This is a genomic window from Paenibacillus sp. JNU01, assembly GCF_059130585.1.
On sequence record NZ_CP169723.1, the window covers coordinates 2,361,943 to 2,382,838 of the forward strand.

Annotated in this window: 16 protein-coding genes and 2 riboswitches; of the genes, 4 read left to right on the top strand and 12 right to left on the bottom strand. The window is 47.7% G+C overall.

Annotated elements, in window-relative coordinates; all coding sequences use genetic code 11:
• Positions 1-288: 288 nt before the first annotated feature.
• Positions 289-411: riboswitch (glycine riboswitch) on the top strand.
• 3 nt (positions 412-414) lie between these two features.
• A riboswitch (glycine riboswitch) is annotated at positions 415-514 on the top strand.
• Between the two features lie 218 nt (positions 515-732).
• Genes gcvT through gcvPB form a run of 3 tightly spaced genes read left to right on the top strand, consistent with a single transcriptional unit; the run spans position 733 to position 4,795 of the window.
• Positions 733-1,869, top strand: a complete 1,137-nt coding sequence (gcvT, locus tag NLBNIHML_RS10245; RefSeq protein WP_339236900.1) for a glycine cleavage system aminomethyltransferase GcvT — start codon at positions 733-735, stop codon at positions 1,867-1,869.
• A complete protein-coding gene (gcvPA, locus tag NLBNIHML_RS10250; RefSeq protein WP_494354325.1) occupies positions 1,866-3,221 on the top strand; it encodes an aminomethyl-transferring glycine dehydrogenase subunit GcvPA in 1,356 nt (451 codons plus the stop codon). Before gcvT ends, gcvPA begins: the two co-directional genes overlap by 4 nt.
• Positions 3,218-4,795, top strand: coding sequence for an aminomethyl-transferring glycine dehydrogenase subunit GcvPB (gcvPB, locus tag NLBNIHML_RS10255; protein WP_494354326.1), 1,578 nt, complete (start codon positions 3,218-3,220; stop codon positions 4,793-4,795). Before gcvPA ends, gcvPB begins: the two co-directional genes overlap by 4 nt.
• Before the next feature lie 212 nt (positions 4,796-5,007).
• Here gcvPB and ptsP read toward each other — a convergent pair whose 3' ends face one another.
• The 11 genes from ptsP to NLBNIHML_RS10310 all read right to left on the bottom strand — a co-directional run bounded on the left by ptsP (position 5,008) and on the right by NLBNIHML_RS10310 (position 18,644).
• Positions 5,008-6,720, bottom strand: a complete 1,713-nt coding sequence (gene ptsP, locus NLBNIHML_RS10260) for a phosphoenolpyruvate--protein phosphotransferase (RefSeq protein WP_339236905.1) — start codon at positions 6,718-6,720, stop codon at positions 5,008-5,010.
• Entirely contained in the window at positions 6,713-6,988 is a 276-nt protein-coding gene (locus tag NLBNIHML_RS10265) for an HPr family phosphocarrier protein (RefSeq protein ID WP_036617010.1), read from the bottom strand. The genes ptsP and NLBNIHML_RS10265 overlap by 8 nt, the downstream gene beginning before the upstream one ends.
• Positions 6,989-7,065: 77 nt before the next feature.
• Positions 7,066-9,117, bottom strand: coding sequence for a glucose-specific PTS transporter subunit IIBC (gene ptsG / locus NLBNIHML_RS10270; RefSeq protein ID WP_494354327.1), 2,052 nt, complete (start codon positions 9,115-9,117; stop codon positions 7,066-7,068).
• A 280-nt stretch (positions 9,118-9,397) separates the two neighbouring features.
• Entirely contained in the window at positions 9,398-10,252 is an 855-nt protein-coding gene (glcT, locus tag NLBNIHML_RS10275) for a glucose PTS transporter transcription antiterminator GlcT (protein WP_339256945.1), read from the bottom strand.
• Between the two features lie 166 nt (positions 10,253-10,418).
• A complete protein-coding gene (floT, locus tag NLBNIHML_RS10280; protein ID WP_339256947.1) occupies positions 10,419-11,975 on the bottom strand; it encodes a flotillin lipid rafts scaffold protein FloT in 1,557 nt (518 codons plus the stop codon).
• Between the two features lie 64 nt (positions 11,976-12,039).
• On the bottom strand, positions 12,040-12,576 hold the full coding sequence (locus NLBNIHML_RS10285) for an NfeD family membrane protein (RefSeq protein WP_017686844.1): 537 nt from the start codon (positions 12,574-12,576) through the stop codon (positions 12,040-12,042).
• A gap of 276 nt (positions 12,577-12,852) precedes the next feature.
• Complete coding sequence (locus NLBNIHML_RS10290; protein WP_339236914.1) at positions 12,853-14,016, bottom strand: iron-containing alcohol dehydrogenase; 1,164 nt, start codon at positions 14,014-14,016, stop codon at positions 12,853-12,855.
• 93 nt (positions 14,017-14,109) lie between these two features.
• Positions 14,110-14,697: an MSMEG_1061 family FMN-dependent PPOX-type flavoprotein gene (locus NLBNIHML_RS10295; RefSeq protein ID WP_472476668.1), complete on the bottom strand. Its 588-nt coding sequence runs from the start codon at positions 14,695-14,697 to the stop codon at positions 14,110-14,112.
• Between the two features lie 161 nt (positions 14,698-14,858).
• Positions 14,859-16,457, bottom strand: a complete 1,599-nt coding sequence (locus NLBNIHML_RS10300) for a UDP-glucose--hexose-1-phosphate uridylyltransferase (RefSeq protein WP_494354328.1) — start codon at positions 16,455-16,457, stop codon at positions 14,859-14,861.
• Positions 16,458-16,471: 14 nt separating this feature from the next.
• Positions 16,472-17,461 (bottom strand): UDP-glucose 4-epimerase GalE, encoded by a 990-nt coding sequence (galE, locus tag NLBNIHML_RS10305; protein ID WP_091020409.1) that lies wholly within the window; start codon positions 17,459-17,461, stop codon positions 16,472-16,474.
• 1 nt (position 17,462) lies between these two features.
• The gene (locus tag NLBNIHML_RS10310) at positions 17,463-18,644 is read right to left on the bottom strand and encodes a galactokinase (protein WP_253440133.1); all 1,182 of its coding nucleotides are present in this window, start codon (positions 18,642-18,644) and stop codon (positions 17,463-17,465) included.
• Positions 18,645-18,797: 153 nt separating this feature from the next.
• On the opposite strand from NLBNIHML_RS10310, the gene NLBNIHML_RS10315 reads away from it, so the two are divergent.
• A complete protein-coding gene (locus NLBNIHML_RS10315; protein ID WP_494354329.1) occupies positions 18,798-19,772 on the top strand; it encodes an AraC family transcriptional regulator in 975 nt (324 codons plus the stop codon).
• An 82-nt stretch (positions 19,773-19,854) separates the two neighbouring features.
• Here NLBNIHML_RS10315 and mgrA read toward each other — a convergent pair whose 3' ends face one another.
• Positions 19,855-20,862 (bottom strand): L-glyceraldehyde 3-phosphate reductase, encoded by a 1,008-nt coding sequence (mgrA, locus tag NLBNIHML_RS10320; protein WP_339243184.1) that lies wholly within the window; start codon positions 20,860-20,862, stop codon positions 19,855-19,857.
• Between the last annotated feature and the right edge of the window lie 34 nt (positions 20,863-20,896).

Sequence of the window (20,896 nt, forward strand, 5' to 3'; positions counted from 1 at the left end):
TTTCCCAGAACATAGCGTATGATATTTCGGATTCAAATGTCAAGATACCTCACAATTTATTTGATAACGGCCTCTCCAAACCGTAACCTAAATACACTCTTTCTACATATACTGGTGAAAACTAGAATAGTAAGCGCAGTCTTTTTAAATACACGAACAATATCATTTAAAATATAATAAATATTCGGTTTTGATTCAATATCAATGATATCGTTCTTGACATCAGTAGTGGATTCACGTTTTAATGAGGAGAGTAAATGTGTTTAATGGACTATGTTATACCCGCGGATGAATGTAAAGGGAGAGATTACCCGTGACACCCGATTCGGGATGTACATGAGGTAACGCCGAAGGAGTAAACCACCGATAAGCGGGGGTGAATCTCTCAGGCAAAAGGACTTTTACGGGACGCAACTCTGGAGAGCATCTATTCGCCCTGTACGGGCGTTATGATCACCCAAGGGGAAACCTGTTGTAAATACAGCGGGGTAACTCTCAGGTACAAGGGACAGAGCCTTAGAATACAGCGTGCTACTTGGCATGCCGATTCTTTGGCCTGTCCTTTTCCTTTTTCCCAAAAAAACGAAAAACAGGATTTCAATCGGCGCTGCCATAGTTGCCTTACCATACTTATCTACGAATGACTTCTAGCTGAAAAATTAAAAAATACCCTGGTTCATTGATCCACGATTGCATATTCGGCCGTTTGACGGCCCATGACGAGGTGATTTGATGTCCGATTTGCTTAGAACACCACTCTTTCCCCTGTATCAGCAATACGAAGGCGTACGGTGCATTGATTTTGGAGGCTGGGAGCTTCCGGTGCAATTCAGCGGAATCCAGAAAGAACATGAAGCGGTGCGTGAGCGTGCTGGACTGTTTGATGTATCCCATATGGGCGAATTCACTGTACAGGGTGAGCAGGCTGAAGTTTTTTTGCAACAAATGACAACCAATGATGTAACCACGCTGGTTCCCGGTCAAGCCCAGTACACCCTGATGTGTTATCCAGATGGTGGTGTGGTGGATGATCTGCTCGTGTATAAGCTGGAAGATCAGCATTATATGCTCGTCGTTAACGCCTCCAATATCGACAAGGACTGGGCGTGGCTGCAAGAGCACTTGATCCCTGGCGTAAACATGACCAACGATTCGGAGCAGACGGCGCTACTCGCCCTGCAAGGTCCACTGGCTGTGGATATTATCGGAAAAGTTACCGAAACGGATGTATCCACGATTGAACCGTTTCGTTTTGTGCAGGATGCCGAAGTCTGTGGAGTAAAATTGCTGTTGTCCCGTACCGGTTATACCGGTGAAGATGGCTTTGAACTATATGTTCCTGCGGATCAGGCCGCTATGGTCTGGAATGGATTAATGCAGGCTGGAGAAGAGCACGGGCTGGTTCCCGCTGGACTTGGTGCAAGGGATACGCTGCGTTTTGAAGCCAAGCTGCCTCTGTATGGGCAGGAATTATCTGCAACGATCTCTCCGCTAGAAGCTGGCGTTGGTATGTTTGTGAAACTGAATGCTGGACCTTTTATCGGACACGAAGCCTTGTTACAGCAAAAAAATGACGGGCCCGCCCGTAAACTGGTCGGCATCGAAGTGCTGGAGCGCGGTATTCCTCGCCCCCACTATCCGATTTACGCCGAAGGCGTACAGATCGGTGAAGTGACAACAGGCACGCAATCACCTACATTGAAGCGTAATCTGGGGCTTGCCCTCATCGACAGCAAATACGCTGCGCTGGGAACCCCGCTTGAGATTGAGATCCGAGGGAAGAAACTGAAAGCCGAGGTCGTAAAGACCCCTTTTCATAAACGGACACGTACGTCAAAGACACTTACTCAAGGAGCTGATCAATCATGAGCAAGCACCGCTACATTCCCATGACAGAACAGGATCAGAGTGCCATGCTCGCAACCATCGGTGTGGATACGCTGGAGGAACTGTTTCAGGACATTCCTCAGGAGATTCGTTATCAGGGCGAGCTGCCCGTATCCTCCAAACTTGATGAATATGCGCTGACACGGCACATGTCCAAACAAGCTGGTGCCAACGCCAATTTCGAAACACACGCCAGCTTCCTCGGCGCAGGCATATACGATCATCATGTTCCTTCCGTCATCAATCATGTCATTTCACGTTCCGAGTTCTACACTGCCTACACACCTTATCAGCCTGAGATCAGTCAAGGTGAACTACAGGCCATTTTCGAATTTCAATCCTACATTTGTGAATTAACCAGTATGGCTGTAGCCAATGCCAGTATGTATGACGGCGCAACCGCCTTTGCTGAAGCAGGTAATCTGGCCGCAGCGGCAACTCGTCGCAAACAGCTTATCGTATCCCGTACCGTTCATCCGGAAGCCCGTCAGGTATTGCAGGCGTATGCGCACGGACTCCGTCTGGAGATTATCGAGATCGGTTATAAGGATGGGGTCACGGACTGGGATGCCCTGCAAGCCGCCATATCGGATGATACCGCAGCTGTCATGATCCAGAGCCCGAACTTCTTTGGTGCCGTGGAAAATGTAAAACAAGCGGCTGACCTTGTGCATGCGCACAAGGGCCTGCTCGTCGTAAGTGCTAACCCGCTATCGCTGGGTCTGCTGGAAGCCCCAGGCAAGCTGGGTGCCGACATCGTCGTTGGCGATGCACAGCCCCTCGGCATCGCCGCTTCACTCGGCGGCCCGACATGCGGATATTTCGCCGTATCCCAGCCTCATATGCGCCGGATTCCTGGCCGAATTGTAGGCCAGACAACGGATCGCAACGGCAAACGTGGATTTGTACTCACACTGCAAGCGCGTGAACAGCACATCCGCCGCGAAAAAGCGACATCCAACATCTGTTCCAACCAGGCTTTGCTTGCGCTCAGCGCATCTGTATATATGTCCATCATGGGTAAACAAGGCATGATCGATGTCGCGGATCTGAATCTGCAAAAGAGTCATTACACCTTAAATACATTAACTGCGATTCCCGGTGTTAGCCTGACGTTTAAGGCGCCAACATTTAATGAATTTGTGATTAAGCTGCCTGAAGGAACTGACGTGGATGCCCTTCAGTTGAAACTGTTGGATGCGGGCTTTATTGGTGGCTATGAACTTGGACGTGATTATCCGGAGCTTGCCGGACATATGCTTATTGCTGTTACCGAACGACGTAGCAAAGAAGAGATCGACGAATTTGCACGAGTATTGGAGGGATCGCTGTGACTCAGGAAACGACAACAACGACAACATCGATACAAGGACAATCTGAAATGGGTGCATCAGTATCCACTCCGGCTCAATCTGAGACAGCTACAACATTCAGCGCACAGACCTTATCTCCTGCTCCGGAACAATCATTGATCTTTGAACTTAGCAGCCCTGGACGTGTCGCTTATTCCCTGCCGCAATGTGACTTTCCTCGTCAGGCTGTTGATACGTTGATTCCCCGGGAAATGCTCCGTTCGGAAGCAGCGGCACTGCCAGAAGTATTTGAGGTAGATGTTATCAGACACTATACTGCGCTGTCCCGTCGTAATTTCGGCGTAGATAACGGATTTTATCCGCTGGGTTCTTGTACGATGAAATACAATCCGAAGATTAATGAGGATGTTGCACGTTACAATGGTTTCGCCAAAATCCACCCTTATCAGCATGAATCCAGCATTCAAGGTGCACTTGAACTGTTATATACATTGCAAAATGACCTTGCGGGGCTGACAGGTATGGATGCGGTAACCCTACAACCAGCCGCTGGTGCCCATGGAGAATGGACTGGACTTATGATGATTCGTGCGTACCACGAAGGTCGTGGTGAACAACGTACCAAAGTCATCGTGCCCGATTCATCTCACGGTACCAACCCGGCAAGTGCAACCGTTGCAGGATTTGAGACCGTGACGATTCCATCCCGCGCAGATGGACTGGTTGATCTGGACGCACTCCGTGCAGCCGTTGGTACGGATACAGCAGCATTGATGCTGACGAACCCGAATACACTGGGTTTGTTCGAGAAAGACATTCAGGAGATTGCATCCATCGTACACCAGGCTGGTGGCTTGCTGTACTACGATGGCGCGAACTCCAATGCCATTATGGGCATTACCCGTCCGGGTGATATGGGCTTTGACGTGGTGCATCTGAACTTGCACAAAACGATGAGCACGCCTCATGGCGGTGGTGGACCTGGTGCCGGACCCGTCGGGGTGAAGAACCGTCTGATCCCGTTCCTGCCTAAACCGATGGTGATCAAGAATGATGATGGTGTGTATTCACTGGACCGTGAAGGAGATCAATCCATTGGCCGGGTCAAAGCGTATTATGGCAACTTCGGTATTTTGGTACGTGCCTATGCCTACATTCGCACCTATGGACCGGAAGGCTTACGCCGTGTATCGGAGTGTGCGGTACTGAATGCCAACTATATGATGGCCCGTCTCGCACCTTACTACGAGATTCCGTATCCAGGGGTATGTAAACATGAATTCGTCATGTCTGGTCGGGGATTGAAGCAGTATGGTGTGCGTACACTGGATGTTGCCAAACGATTACTTGATTTTGGATATCATCCGCCAACGGTGTACTTCCCGCTCAACGTTGAGGAATGCATCATGATCGAGCCAACAGAAACCGAAAGCAAAGAAACACTGGATGGGTTTATTGATACGATGATACGGATTGCCAAGGAAGCGGAAGAGACACCTGAATTGGTACTCAACGCACCTTACGGAACACCGGTCACTCGTCTGGATGAAACAACAGCAGCTCGTAAACCTGTACTGAACTGCGCTTGCAGTTAATCTAATCATTGTTCTCACAGAAGCTCTTGCTGACATTCCAATCAGCAAGAGCTTTTCGAATTGCCTTCCCTCCGAATCAGATTATCCCGCTCATAACAAAAAAAGCCGATATCCACAATGAATCGCGGATACCGGCAAAATTGCTGCACGACTGCAGCTTTTTATCGGAAAAAGAAACCCTTAAAATCGGGTGGAAACCCCTTAAAATTACATTATGCTTGAATGCTTTGAACCAATTCAACGACTTGTTCAGCCGTTTGCATATCCAGAGCTTTAGCAGCCAGTTCCTGCATATCCGCACGGGACAGCTTGGTGATCTGACTACGAGCTGGCAGAATGGATGTTGCGCTCATGCTGAACTCATCCAATCCAAGGCCGAGCAGCAATGGAATTGCTGTTTCGTCTCCTGCCATCTCACCGCACATGCCAACCCATTTGCCTTCACGATGCGCTGCATCGATAACCATTTTAACCAAACGCAAAATGGCTGGGTTGTAAGGTTGGTACAGATACGATACACGTTCGTTCATACGGTCTGCAGCCATAGTGTATTGAATCAGATCGTTCGTTCCGATACTGAAGAAATCCACTTCTTTGGCAAACTGATCCGCGAGAACTGCAGTCGAAGGAATTTCGACCATGATTCCGAGTTGAATGCTGTCAGAAACAGCAATACCTTCAGCAACCAGCTTCTCTTTCTCTTCGAGCAAGACAGCTTTTGCTTCACGGAATTCACCCAGTGTTGCGATCATTGGGAACATGACACGCAGGTTTCCATGTACGCTTGCCCGCAGCAATGCACGCAATTGTGTACGGAAGATATCCAGACGGTCCAGACACAGACGAACTGCTCGGAAACCGAGGAATGGATTCATTTCTTTTGGCAGATCCAGGTATGGAAGTTCTTTGTCTCCACCGATGTCGAGTGTACGAACAACAACAGGTTTGCCTTCCATTTTTTCCAGTACCGCTTTGTAAGCATTATACTGAATGTCTTCGGAAGGAAGCTTGTCTCTACCCATGTACAGGAACTCGGTACGGTACAGGCCTACAGCCTCGCCGCCATTCTCCAGAACACCCGTTACATCATTTGGTGTACCGATATTGGCTGCAAGTTCAACATGAACGTTGTCCACGGTTACTGTTGGCTCATCACGCAGTTTTCTCCACTCTGCACGTTGTGCATCATACTGTTCCTGTTTGGTACGGTATTCAGCAATAACTTCATCAGTAGGGTTAACCAGTACGTGACCATCCAGACCATCAACAATGATCATATCGCCTTGTTTCGCTTGAGCCAAGATGTCCTTGGTTCCAACAACAGCTGGAATTTCAAGAGAGCGAGCCATGATCGCTGAGTGAGAAGTACGTCCACCAATGTTAGTTGCGAAACCTTTAACAAATTGGCGATTCAATTGAGCCGTATCGGAAGGCGTCAGATCCTCCGCAAGCACGATCACTTCTTCATTGATCTCAGCCGGACTCATGAAGTCGATACCAAGCAAGTGATTTAGCACACGTTTGGTAACGTCACGCATATCTGCTGCACGTTCCTGCAGGTAGGCACTCTTCATGTTCTCAAACATGGAGATAAATTGCGATGCCGTTTCATTCAAAGCATATTCTGCATTGATCATGTTATCAGCAATACTCGCTTTAACCGGATCAATCAATTCCGGGTCATTCAAAATGAGCAAATGCGAAGCAAAAATCTCTGCTTTTTTCTCGCCAAGCTCTTGTAAAGTACGCTCTTTGATCGCCTCAAGCTCAGCCTGGGACTTGCCCAGTGCTGAGTCGAGTTTTGCGATCTCTGCGTCAACGTCGTTAATTTGGCGTTTTTCTACAGAGTAGTCAGGATGCTCCAAGATAAACGCCTTGGCGATAGCAATACCCGCCGAAGCCGCGATCCCGGAGACATTAAGCATTAATTTCGCCCAACCCTTCGTTAACCATAACGTCAGTCAAAGCTTGAAGAGCTTCAGCTTCGCCTTCGCCTTCAACGATAATGCTGATGGTGTCGCCTTGTTCCAATCCGAGGGAAAGAACACCCAGAATGGATTTCAACGTTACTTTTTTACCGTTAGCTTCTGCAAAGGATTCTGCACCTTTGAATTTGTTTGCTGTATTAACCAGGGCTGTCGCCGGACGTGCGTGGATACCATCTTCGTCTGTAATTCTGAATGTTTGTTGCATTACAATCATCTCACTTTCAGTAGTTTGGTTTAGGCATTGCATATATTTACACTTGCTTGCCATCGTCGTAACACTTCTTATTTTATCTCAATGATTGGCTGATCGCCAACTTTGAGCACTCCACTCTTCTTCAGGGTTACCGTGGAGCCCTCTGGCAGGTTGGTGAAAATAACTGGCGAAATGATCGATGGAGCGTTTGCTTTCACATACTCCAGATCCACTTCCATAATCGGCTGACCCGCCGATACCAGATCACCTTCCTGTACCAGTACGTTAAAGCCTTGACCCTTCAGCTTCACCGTATTGACACCTATATGAACAAGCACTTCCTTGCCTCCGTCGGACATGATGCCCACGGCGTGTTTGCTTGGAAATACATTAAACACCTTACCATACACAGGAGAAGTTATTGTACCATCATGTGGCAAAATTGCGAATCCATCACCTGTCATTTTCTCAGCAAAGACTGGATCAGGTACATTCGTAATGTCCAACAACTCACCATTGACTGGCATGACGATGTCCTCAGCAACGATACGCTCGCCTTGCTCACCTTGTGCCTTCTCCTCTTCTGGAGTTGGTTTGGCTGCTACTGGCGTTGGTGCTGGTGTTCGTCCTGCAATGATATCCTGCATTTGAGATTTGATCGTGTCGGAACGTGTTCCGAAGATGGCTTGAACATTATTACCCACTTCAAGCACACCAGATGCACCCAATTGTTTCAAACGATCTTTTTTCACATTGGATTTCTCATTAACTTCAATCCGCAAACGAGTAATACAAGCGTCCAGATGTTTGATATTTTCTTTGCCACCGAAAGCTTCGAGAATATTATGGGGCAGATCATCCGTTGAACCGGAGCCTCCACCAGATTCGGTTTCAGGCGTTGCATCTTCACGTCCTGGTGTTTTGAGATTGAATTTGCGGATGATAAACCGGAAACCGAAGTAATAGATTACCGCGAGAATCAATCCGACAATAATAACGTCCCACCATGGTGTACGGTTTGGAATAATACCAAAGATCAGGAAGTCAATGAACCCACCGGAGAAGGTCATACCGATCTTCACACCCAGAATTTGCATGGTCATGAAAGACAAACCTGCAAAGATACAGTGTACTGCAAACAGGATTGGTGCTACAAACAGGAACGAGAATTCAAGTGGTTCTGTAATCCCTGTCAGGAACGAGGTCAGCGCAGCTGAACCCATGATACCTGCAACATACTTTTTGTGTTCCGGTCTTGCTTCATGGTACATCGCAAGAGCGGCCGCTGGCAAACCAAACATCATGAACGGGAATTTACCAACTTGGAATGTTCCCGCTGTGAGGTTAACACCATCACGCAATTGATTGAAGAAGATTTGCTGGTCACCACGAATGACATCTCCAGCTTTGTTCACATACTCACCGAATTCAAACCAGAATGGGGAGTAGAAAATGTGGTGAAGACCAAACGGAATTAATGACCGTTCCACGACACCGAAGATAAATGCCGACAATGTCGGGCTTGTATCGACCATGAAGTGAGACACAGCATTCAATCCATTTTGAATTGGTGGCCAGATAATCACCAGAACTAACCCCAACAAGAGGGAAACAACCGAAGTGACAATCGGAACAAATCGTTTACCTGCAAAGAAACCCAGGTAGGACGGCAGTTCAATTTTGAAAAATCGATTGTAACAGAGCGCGGCGGCAATACCTATGATAATACCTCCGAACACGCCTGTACTCAATGTTGGGATACCCAGAATGCTGGCATAACCCGGTACTTCGCCGATCATTGCTGGTGTAACCCCTACGGCTGTACCCAGTGTGACGTTCATGACCAGATAACCGATGATGGCTGCAAGACCCGCAACCCCTTCGCCACCAGCCAATCCGACGGCTACACCGACGGCGAACAGCAATGCCAGATTGTCGAATACGATCTGCCCTGCGTTCATCATAATTGTTGCGATCGAATTCACCCAAGGGGTGTCGAGCGCCGTTACATATTGCAAGAAATCTGGATTAACCAGCATGTTACCGATTCCAAGCAGCAATCCTGCCGCAGGTAGAATGGCTACAGGCAACATAAGAGCTTTACCTACTCTTTGCAATACACCAAAAAGCTTTTTAAACATCGCGTCGTATCTCCCTTTCGTCTAAGTTATATGTCGTGATGCAAGCAAGGAAACACAAAAAAAGGCATGAATTAATAAAGTGAACTGTGCCAACCTTCGGGTATAGCATACCCTGTATAAGGTAAGAACAATCACACTCAAATTAACTCATGCCTGATCGAGTCAGTAACACGTCGCTTATGTTTATTCAGTTGCTTGATTACGGACACCATTGTAGCACCAGTTCTAATCTATTGCAAGCCTTTACACCAAAAAAATCAATCCGTCATTCCATCACTGGTCACTTATCCTCTTCTTCTTTCCGCTGATTCAGCCGTTGCAGGTGAATGGTTAGATAGCCTACCTCTGCAGGATAAACAGGCAGATTCAGTCTTTTCTCCATCACTTTGGTCAGTTTCCATGCAAGCGAGTACATTTCGGGATACTCCAACTTCAGCAGGGAATCCAACTTATGAAGCTCTTCCACTTTGTCTCCACGGCGAACACGCTCAAGAGCGAACCGAAGATGAGTCAGCAAACGAGAGTAATCAAGCGATTCCGTTTCAAACGAATAATCGAGTTGATTAGACACCAGGTTCACCAAATCCGTGATCAATTGAGAATGCTCACGTACTTGGGATATATTTTGATTGGTCATTGCACTATAGATATGGAGCGCAACAAAACCAATCTCGTCCATCCCGAGATCTACGCCCATTCTCTCTTTGATCAGACGAATGGCGTAATCTGCCATTCGATATTCTTCCGGATAAATCTCGCGAGTCTCATATAAAAATGGATTTTGTATGACAATACCCTGCTCTTTGCGTTTTAACGCGAAAGAAATGTGATCGGTTAATGCAATATGGATATGTTCATTCAGAGGAACATCTGTACGCTCTGCAATATACGTAATAACTTCGTTAATAATCTCGATCAGCGCTTCATCCACCTGTGGAAGAAGCTGTTTGTACTGCTCTTGCTCCTGCTGGTTTTTCAGAATAAACATTTTCTCCACAGCCATCAATGGAATGTGATCACTAGGTTTTCGGTTAAAGCCAATGCCTTTTCCAATAACAACGACTTCCCCGTGTTCAGGATGCTGTGCAATGATTACATTATTATTTAGCGCTTTATCTACATGCAGGCTGCTCATTGTTTGCACCTCTTTTTTCACACCATCTTAGGTGCGATTAAGTCACACCCTGTTACGAACGAAAAGACACCCGGAGCGGGCAATCCGCGCCGGACGTCTCGCTTAAAAAGTAACAAAAATTCGCCTTAAGGTCAATAGAGCAACCATGCAAGATTCGAAGTACTTCTTACTCGTCAACCCCAGCTCTCTCCACAATCTTGTCGATAATAGAAGGAGTTGTAACAGCCTCGCTCTGTTGAATGGCAACTGGAGCAGGTGTTTTGGACTTGGTAAGGCCTTTAATCAGCTGCTCTACATCGATGCCGGATACACTCTTCAGCATCTCTGGAGCCGTCGCCATAAGTTCGGTAACATAGTTACTCACTCGCGCTGCACCTTCACCTTTACCTGTATCTACCACCGTCAGTTTATCAATAGATGCAATTGGCTCTGCAATTTTGCCAGCCAGTTCAGGCAGCATTTTGACAATGATATCGAGTACAGCCGCTTCGCCAAACTTCTGGAACGCCTCGGCCAGTTTTTCCTTCGCTTCGGCTTCTGCAAGACCACGCAAACGAATAACTTCTGCATCCGCTGTACCTTTAGCAAGTTCTGCATCCGCCATGGCCTGACCTTCGAGTCGCTTCTGTTCAGCTGTTGCTTTGGCATGTGTTTCAATGGAATACTGCACAGCATCGGCTTCCCGCATTCTTTTGGCTTTATCCGCCTCGGCAGCCTGCTCCACCGCATAACGATCCGCTTCTGCCTTTTTCTTCACTTCAGCATCATATTGCTTCTCACGTACGACAATTTCTTTTTCCTGGAGATCGATCTCACGTTCTTTACGAACGAGTTCAACTTTCATTTCTTCTTCCACTACGGTTTGTCTAGCACGTGCTTCATGGATATGGTATGCCTGATCAGCTTCCGCTTTGGCTGTATCCTGATCCCGCTTAAATGTGGCTACTTTCAGTTCCTTCTCTTTGGCTGCCTCAGCGATATTGGTATCACGCAGCAACTCTGCTTTTTGACCCTGCTCTTCTGCATTGGCCTTTTGAATACGTGCATCACGCATCGCTTCCGCTTCGGCAATCTCGGCATCACGCTTCACCGCCGCAATTCTTGGTTTACCGAGAGCATCCAGGTAACCCTGTTTGTCACGAACATCTTTGATGGTAAAGGAGACAATTTGCAGACCCATTTTCTTCAGATCTCTAGCGGCTACGCCTTGAACCTCTTGTGCGAAACGATCCCGGTTCCGATATACTTCTTCTACCGTCATTGTACCGAGGATGGCCCGCAAATGCCCCTCCAGTACCTCCTGTGCTTCGCTTCTCAGCGCTTCTACAGGTTTACCGATGAATTGCTCAGCTGCCGTAGCAACGTCTTCTACAGCGCCTCCAACCTTGATAATAGCTACACCGTCAGCAATAACCGGAACCCCTTGCTCCGTGTACACTTCAGGTGTAGAGACATCCAGCTTGTGGGACAACAAAGAGATGAACTCCGATTGCTGGAACACGGGCAGGATAAATGCACCGCCACCACGAACAATTTTAATTTTTCGGCCAGAATCATCATCGGAGATATTCTTGCTACCCAGGAAAGACCCCGTAACGATCATCGCTTCATCCGGTCCAACCGTTTTATATCTCGCCCAGAAAGCCAAGCCCAGAATCAGTATTACAGCAACCACAACTATAGGAATCAACAATACATCCCAATTCAAATTCAAACTATCCATTCCACATCTCTCCCCTTATTCATTCATGATGAGTGCTCAAAACTACTTAGGTGACAAGAATACTTTATAAATCTTTAAGTACATTTTCATCCCATTCCGACACACGTAGTACGCCATCTACGACATCCACAACAACAACACGGGCTCCCGCCGCAATGGGGAGGTGTTCAAAACTGGATGCCGTTTGAATCGTACTGCCGGATGCAAAGCGGATCATTACTTCACCAAACCCTTTTTCCGGCACCGGAATGGTAATTTCCCCAATTTTCCCAGATAACTCTTTCATTGAAAATGCAATCGAGACATCGCTGTTACGCATCGGTTTGATATATGCGAAGAATACCAGCATGGCTGCAGCAATACCTATAAGCAGGGATAATATTAGACCCGACATCGCACTTAATGAACTGTAACGTGTCAGCATAATGCCTGCCCCACCGAAGGTTGTAATGGAACCAGCTAACACAACGGGTTTGAAAAAATCAAGACCTGGCATCTCAAAAGCCCCGTCCAGCAAGCCGTCAATCAAGTCACCCAGCACCAGGCTGACAACCGCAAATATGGCCCCTCCGATCAGACACCCCCAATAGATCGTCTCCATCCCCTGTTCCTCCTCTCTCTGCCGCAAATTCATCCTAACTGGGCATTCCACATGTAAATAAATACGTAGCTAACATCAAAATGTTTCAAAATCTTTCCTCAAATGTATTCTGGAGCCGATAATGGGTATTATCACGACATTCTTTACTTCATGCTTCAAGATCCTCCATCATTCGCGTACGCATCCAACACATAGAAAAACCGCAAGCCCCCATAAAGGAGACTTGCGGTTTTTGGACAACAGGATGTGTCCTTTCACTTGTATGTGATTATAGAATTACAGAGAAGCCTTGTAGATGGATACAACATCTTCCCGTTGCAGTTTCTTGAAGTTACCGAATGGACCAAACAACATAGCTTTATCAGCCATAACATCGATCTGGCTATCATCGATATCGTAATCAGCCAAACGGTTAGGGGCACCGATGGATGTCCAGAATTGGCTCAGCGCATCGATACCTTCTTCGGCAATCTGTCTGTCCGACTTGCCTTCAGGATTCACTTCGAATACATTAATTGCCAGACGTTTGAATCGATCCACATTGACATCCAGGTTATGTTTCATCCAGTGCGGGAACAAGATCGCCAGTCCGCCACCATGCGGGATATCATACACTGCGGATACCGCGTGTTCGATATTATGTGTTGCCCAGTCTCCTGCGAGACCCATATTCAGCACACCATTCAATGCCATCGTTCCGCAATACAGAATCGTTTCGCGCAGTTCATAGTTCTCCAGATCCTCAACCAGACGAGGCGCTGCTTCCATTACCGTACGCAGAATCGTTTCACAGAAACCGAGTTGAACCGGTGTGTTGGCATCCAGATGGAAGTAATGCTCCAATACGTGGGACATCATATCCACCATACCATATACCGTTTGGTCCAGTGGAACAGTGTATGTATTCACCGGATCCAGGATGGAGAATGCAGGGAATGAGTATGCACTACCCCAGCCCAACTTTTCTTGTGTATCCTGATTCGTAATAACCGAACCGGAGTTCATCTCTGAACCCGTTGCTGCCATCGTTAATACGGTACCAAGCGGAAGAGCGTCTTGTGCAACGGCTTTGCGCTGAGCAAAATCCCACATGTCGCCATCATATTTAGCACCTACAGCAATCGCTTTGGAGCAGTCCAGTACACTACCGCCACCTACAGCGAGAATCAGGTCAATGTTATTCGTTTTGCAAAGGTCTACCCCTTTATGCACTGTAGAAAGACGTGGGTTAGGTTCAACGCCTGCCAGTTCAGTCACTTCTGCTCCAGCTTCCTTAAGCAATCCGATCACTTGATCGTACAGCCCACTGCGTTTGATACTGCCGCCACCATATACAAGCAGAACCCGTTTACCGTATTTCGGCACTTCTGTCTTTAATGCTTCCAGTTGTCCTTTACCGAATATCAGACGGGTTGGATTATAGAATTGGAATGATCTCATATCTATTGTCGCCTCCAATGGAGTTTAGAATTTTTTGTGCAACTCCAATTATAGTACCCCGTTTATAGAAAAACAAATCGATAGCCACTCACTTTATAACAATCCGTTAATCTCCAAATGTGCTCTAAACATCTCGCTCGTTGAAGGCAAATCCTCAGCGTCCACCCATGTTTCATGGGCCCATAACCCAGCCTGTTTGAATGCTCGTGGACAATGAATAAAGCACTCTTCCACATCCACAATGACAGCTGCACCTATGGTTTTACCACTCCATCCCATGCTCGCAATGAATTCTTCATCCTTGGTGATGGAAGCTGTACCATTGATACGCAGCACTTCATTCATTCCCGGAATCAGAAAGAGCATACCAATACCTGGGTCAGACAGAATGTTCAACAAGGAGTCTATCCTTCGATTGCCTGGGCGTTCTGGATAAACGAGTCGATATGTATCATACACTTTTACGAATCCTGCTCCATCGCCCCGTGGAGATACATCACTTTTACCATTATGATCGGACGTGGAGAGGAAAAATAATGGTGACATGGATAAAAAATTCTGAACATGTGAATCCACAAATGAAATTGCCTTGTTACGCACATGTTCATGCGGTTCACCCACCATGCCTTGCAGTTCCTCAGCATCTGTAATCAACGTAATATCCAATGCCTGCTTTTCCAAGATATTAACCCCATTTCCTCAATTCATTGTGGTACTCTAGGACTTCACTCCATTATAACTGGCTCGGAAGTTCATTCCAATGCACACAAATATCAAGAAAGACAAGAACACCCGCTCATGATTGGGCGGGTGTTCTTGGGTTATGTTAATTATGTTGATTCCTATTCCGTGTATCCCATGCTGCTTACAAAACGACGGAAAGCCTGGCGTCCTGCTTCATCATATTTGTAGACACCTGCATGTTCGAGAATCTCGGCAAATTTCAAGCCGACTTCTTGCTGTACGATGGAAATGGCTTGTTCTTTGTCCAGGTTAGGCCCAAATCGTTCAACCAACTCTTCGGCCCAGCCCAGATGTTTGTTCAACACATGATCAGAAGCTTTAGCTGCTTCAGCAAGTTTGGCATCTCCAGCGAGAATATCCGCGATACTGTCCAGCTCTTCCTTCAAACGGCCCGGCAGGATGGCAAGTCCCATCACTTCGATCAGACCAATGTTTTCTTTCTTCAGATGGTGCATCTCACGGTGAGGATGGAAAATCCCTTCAGGATGCACATCATTCGTGCGATTGTTACGCAAAACGAGATCCATCTCGTAGCCACCGTCTGCACTGCGGCGAACGATTGGTGTTACCGTATTGTGTGGTACCTGTTCACCGTCTACTTCACTGAATGCTTCGATATCCACAGCCGAATCACTGTAAACCTTCCACGCTTCATATACAGCGTTACCGGCTTCAAGCAGCTCTGCAGGATCGTGTGAAGCCAGACGCATGACGGACATTGGCCATTTCACAAGACTCAAAGTAAGTCCAGGTGCATCCGCATGGCGGAAGACTGCCTCTGGCTGTGCATTTTGAATGGCAAACGTATGACGTCCGCCCTGGAAATGGTCATGTGTCAGGATAGAACCGCCAACGATCGGCAGATCTGCATTAGACCCGATAAAGTAATGCGGGTACTCCCCAACAAAAGCAAGCAGCCTGCGCAGCGTATCTTTGGTCAGTTTCATCGGCACATGGTCATGATGGAAAATGATACAGTGCTCGTTGTAGTACACATATGGCGAGTACTGGAACAACCAAGGCTCGTTGTTAAGCTCCAGCGGAATGACTCTCAAATTCTGACGGGCTGGGTGATTTACTCGACCCGCATAGCCTACATTTTCACGACACAGTTGGCATTTTGGATATATCGGTGGCGGAAGCAATTTCGCCATGGCAATTTCCTTCGGGCTTTTCTCCGGCTTGGAGAGGTTAATGGTAATCTCCATCTCCCCATAAGCCGTATCCTGCGTCCAATAGACGTTCTTCGAGATGCGATCCATCCGAATGTAGTTGGAGTTAATCGACAAGTCATAAAATTGAGATGTGGCCGCCTCAATGCCTTCCGTCTGCTCGGTGTGGCGGAATGCGCGTACCACTTCCGATGGGCGTGCCATCAAATGACCCATGATTTTGGCATCCAGCAAATCACGGAACGTATCGCTATTTTCAGGAATGAGTCCAATGGTAAATCCATAATCGATCAACGTATCCAGCATCGCCTGTGGACCATCGGGCACTGTTGTGTCCAACTCGCCGGCATAAGGCTCCGAGAATCCGAATTGTTCCAGCAAGAGGTTGCGGCTGTAATCCCAATCCGCTTCCTCAATTAATTGTTTCTGCAAGGCAAATGCAACCAGACGTTCAATGGCATGCAGTGCTTCCTGCTGCTCCGGTGTCCGCTCTGTGGCACCTGCTGCAATATGAGTCTGTGACATAAGGTGTTCGCCTCCTAGTTTTTTCCGTAGCCGTCAGGACGTGATTGGTGCCAGCTCCAAGCGCTTTGAATGACATCTTCCAGATTGGTCCATTTTGGATTCCAGCCCAGAACAGATCTCGCTTTTGCAGATGAAGCTACTAGCACTGCCGGGTCACCCGCACGACGTGGTTCCTGTACAACCGGGATATCGAGGCCAGTCACTTTTTTAGCTGTTTCGATCACTTGTTTTACCGAGAATCCTGTGCCGTTACCCAGGTTAAACACGTTACTGTTCTCACCTTTACGCAGGTAATCCACTGCACGCAGATGTGCATCAGCCAAGTCGCTCACGTGGATGTAGTCACGGATACATGTTCCATCTTCGGTTGCATAGTCGTCACCAAATACTGCGATATGCGAGCGTTGTTTCAAAGCCGTTTGCAGTACGAGGGGGATCAGGTGACTCTCTGGCTGGTGATCTTCACCAATTTTGCCGCTCTCATGCGCACCGGCTGCATTGAAGTAACGCAGGGAAACGTACTTGATATCCTGAACTTTATCGAACCATGACATCATGCGTTCCATCATCAGTTTCGTTTCACCATATACGTTGGTCGGCTCTGTACGATCGCTTTCTTCGATTGGCACTTTCTCAGGCTCACCGTAGGTCGCTGCCGTGGAAGAGAAGACGATGCGACGTACATTTGCTGCATTCATCGCTTCCAACAGACACAGTGTACCAAACACGTTGTTGTCATAATATTTAACCGGGTCTTTCATACTTTCGCCTACGAGTGAGTTGGCTGCGAAGTGAATAACCGCATCAATTGAATTTTCAGCGAATAGCTTCGCCAGAATTTCTTTGTCACGAAGATCTCCTTCATACAATTTACCGCCCAGCAGCGCCTCACGATGCCCTGTCTGCAAGTTATCCAGTACAACAACCTCTTCTCCACGTTCCAACAAAGCCGCTACCGTATGAGATCCAATATACCCTGCTCCACCTGTCACCAAAATTGCCATTTTACTTCGCCTCCTTCAATTCTTTAACACCGTCACCTACGCCGCATACATAAAAATCACCTTTGAGAGTGGTACGTGCTTCATATGCAGCGCCCACTTCGCTTACAAAACGCTCGACATCATTTTCATGCACCAGCGATACGGTGCAACCGCCAAATCCTGCGCCAGTCATTCGGGCACCAAGTGTGCCAGGAATACGCTGAGCTTCTTCCACCATAACATCCAGCTCATCACAGCTTACTTCGTACAAGTCGCGAAGCGATTCATGAGAAGCGTTCATCAATTGGCCGAAGGTTTCCAGATCATTACGCTGCAATGCTTCGACTGAAGCGAGCACACGCGCGTTCTCTTCCACAACATGTTGTGCACGCTGTCTAACTTTCTCATCCTTGATCTGATCCTGTAGTGTTACGAACTGCTCTGGCGTCAATTGAGCCAGGTAATTCAGTGCAGGCAGCTGTTCCTTCAAGATGGCAAGTGCCTGCTCGCATTGGGAGCGACGTTCATTGTACGCCGAATCCACCAGCCCGCGGCGTTTGTTTGTGTTCCCGATGACCAATTTGTAAGAGCCTGTACGGAAAGGAACCTTTTCGTACTCCAGTGTGTCACACATCAGCAGAATCGCGTGATCCTGCGCACCGTTTGCAACAGCGAACTGATCCATGATTCCACAGTTGACGCCTACGAACTCATTTTCCGCTTTCTGGGACAGAAGTGCCAGTTGAACCGTATCAATATCCGACACGCCCTCCAGAGACTGAATCGCGAATCCGGTAAGTACCTCCAGAGATGCAGATGATGAAAGTCCTGCCCCGTTCGGAATCTCCCCGTGGTACAGGAAGTCGTACCCTTTCGTTACATTCACACCTTTGCCTTGCAATTCAACCATGACACCAACAGGATAGTCGGTCCATTCACCCGTTTTCTCCTTACCAATAGTGGAAGTATCCAGTGCTCCTTCATAAGACATGTTCGTGGAAGCCAGTTGCAACTTGTTGTCCTGACGCTCACGGATTATTAATGTTGTTCCAAATTCAAGTGCTGCCGGAAGCACGTATCCACCATTATAGTCAATGTGCTCACCGATCAGATTCACACGACCAGGGGCATGAAATACACGGATGTCCGCTCCACTCTCTCCGTACTTCTCAATAAACTTTTGTTTCAATTCAGTTACGTTCACTGCTTCTGCACCTCGCCTCGTTGTTGTGGTTTTCTTAATGTTATTATATAAGAAAGCGGTGCCTCATGTAATGCAACCATGTGTGTTTCATATGGATAAATGTGACCTTTAGGCGTATAATGATCAGAGCATCCCGGAAAGAAGGAAACAACTATGGCAGATCAATCCAACGCCAAGAAAGACCCGCTTGCATCTTCAATAGAAAAAATACAGGAATCACCTTCCGGTAAAAGTGGAGCACTCAGTTATTCGGTCGCCTCCAATCCAGTCTATTATGAGCAAGGCGCACTGCATGTCCTGTTTGCCGGAGCAAGTCAGACCCTTCCGGGTCACGCCCTCGGCCCTAAATTGTTTGATTATTATCTGCTGCATTATGTAGAAAAAGGGGCGGGTACGTTCCGTACCGAACTGCACACCTACGAATTATCCGCAGGTGATTGTTTCCTCATTCACCCCGGGCAGCTGGTGAGCTACCAGTCACATGCCCGTAACCCATGGCAATACCGCTGGATCGCCTTTACCGGCAGCCAGGCTGCCCAGCATGCCGAGGAAGCAGGGTTTCGCCCGGAGAAGTCCGTTTTTCATGCCGGACCTTCCTGTGGAATATCCGATTGGTTATCCGTGATGCAGGATGCTTTTGCCGAGCGCAAAGAAAGCTCCCATTTCACATCACTGGGTACGTTATATATGATTCTAGCCGAAGCACAGAATCACCTTTCGCAGGGTCAAACCTTAATTCCAGGTGAGTCATCCATCCGACGTACGGTTAAACAGATGATTCAATATATGGCCACCCAATATGCTTATCCGGTCTCCATTGAACAAATGTCTGCGAGTCTCGGGTATAATCGTGCGTATCTTTCCCGTATTTTCAAACAGGAAACCGGACTTTCGCCAGTCACTTATCTGCTAAAACTGCGGATCGACAAGTCGCGCCAACTCCTAAGAGAACGCCCGGATCTGTCCATCGAACAGGTATCTGCATCGGTCGGACTGCCAGACGCGCTGTATTTCTCCAAACAGTTCAAACGATTCCACGGTGAAGCGCCCAGCTTGTATCGAGAGAAAATCCTCTCGCGTCCACGACATCAGGGGTTACAGAAGAATGCTCAACCTAACAAACGGTGATCAACATAATGGACCAAGAATCATATACGACAAAAAAGGTGCATTCCGCCATTATGGCTAAGATGCACCTTTTGCACGTTAATTATTTGTCATCAGACTTGGGTGACAGAATGGACTCAATCCGTTCCAATTCCTCTGTAGAGAAATCCAGTTGGCTGAGTGCAGCCACATTCTCTTCAATCTGGGAAGGACGGCTTGCGCCAATCAGCGCAGAAGTTACCCTGCCGTTACGCAGAACCCAAGAAAGTGCAAATTGGGCCAAGCTCTGACCACGGGCTGCTGCAATCTGGTTGAGCGCACGCACTTTGCGGAGCGTCTCCGGAGAGATGTTGCTCTCATTCAGGAATACCGACGGTCCTTTGGCACGTGAGTCTTCCGGGATACCGTTCAAGTATTTGTTCGTGAGTACACCTTGTGCCAGAGGACAGAAGGCAATACTGCCTGTTCCATATTCATCCAGCACGTCCTGCAAACCATCTTCAATCCAGCGATCCAGCATCGAATACTTCGGTTGATGGATCAACAGCGGCGTACCCAAACTTTTGAGAATCTCAGCGGCCTCTCTCGTCTGGTCTGCGGGATAGTTGGAGATTCCTACATAGAGGGCTTTGCCCGAGCGAACAATATGATCCAGTGCCATCATCGTTTCTTCCAAAGGCGTTTCGGGATCATAACGGTGGGAATAGAAAATATCCACGTAATCCAGGCCCATACGCTTCAAGCTCTGATTCAGACTGGATACCAGGTTTTTGCGTGAGCCCCACTCGCCATACGGGCCGGGCCACATATAATATCCTGCTTTGGTGGAGATCACAAGTTCATCCCGATAAGGTTTCAGATCCTGGGCAAGCACCTGTCCAAACAACTGTTCTGCCGAACCTGCCGGTGGACCATAATTGTTGGCAAGGTCAAAATGGGTAATACCCAGATCAAATGATCGGGTGATCATATTTCGTCCATTCTCAGCGTTATTGATACCGCCAAAATTATGCCATAGCCCCAGTGAAATCGCTGGCAGTTTCAAACCTGAACGTCCAACGCGGTTGTATTTCATCGTTTCATAGCGAGTATCGCTTGCTACGTAGACCATCATGAATCCCTTCTTTCCCCAGGTTCCGCCTCCT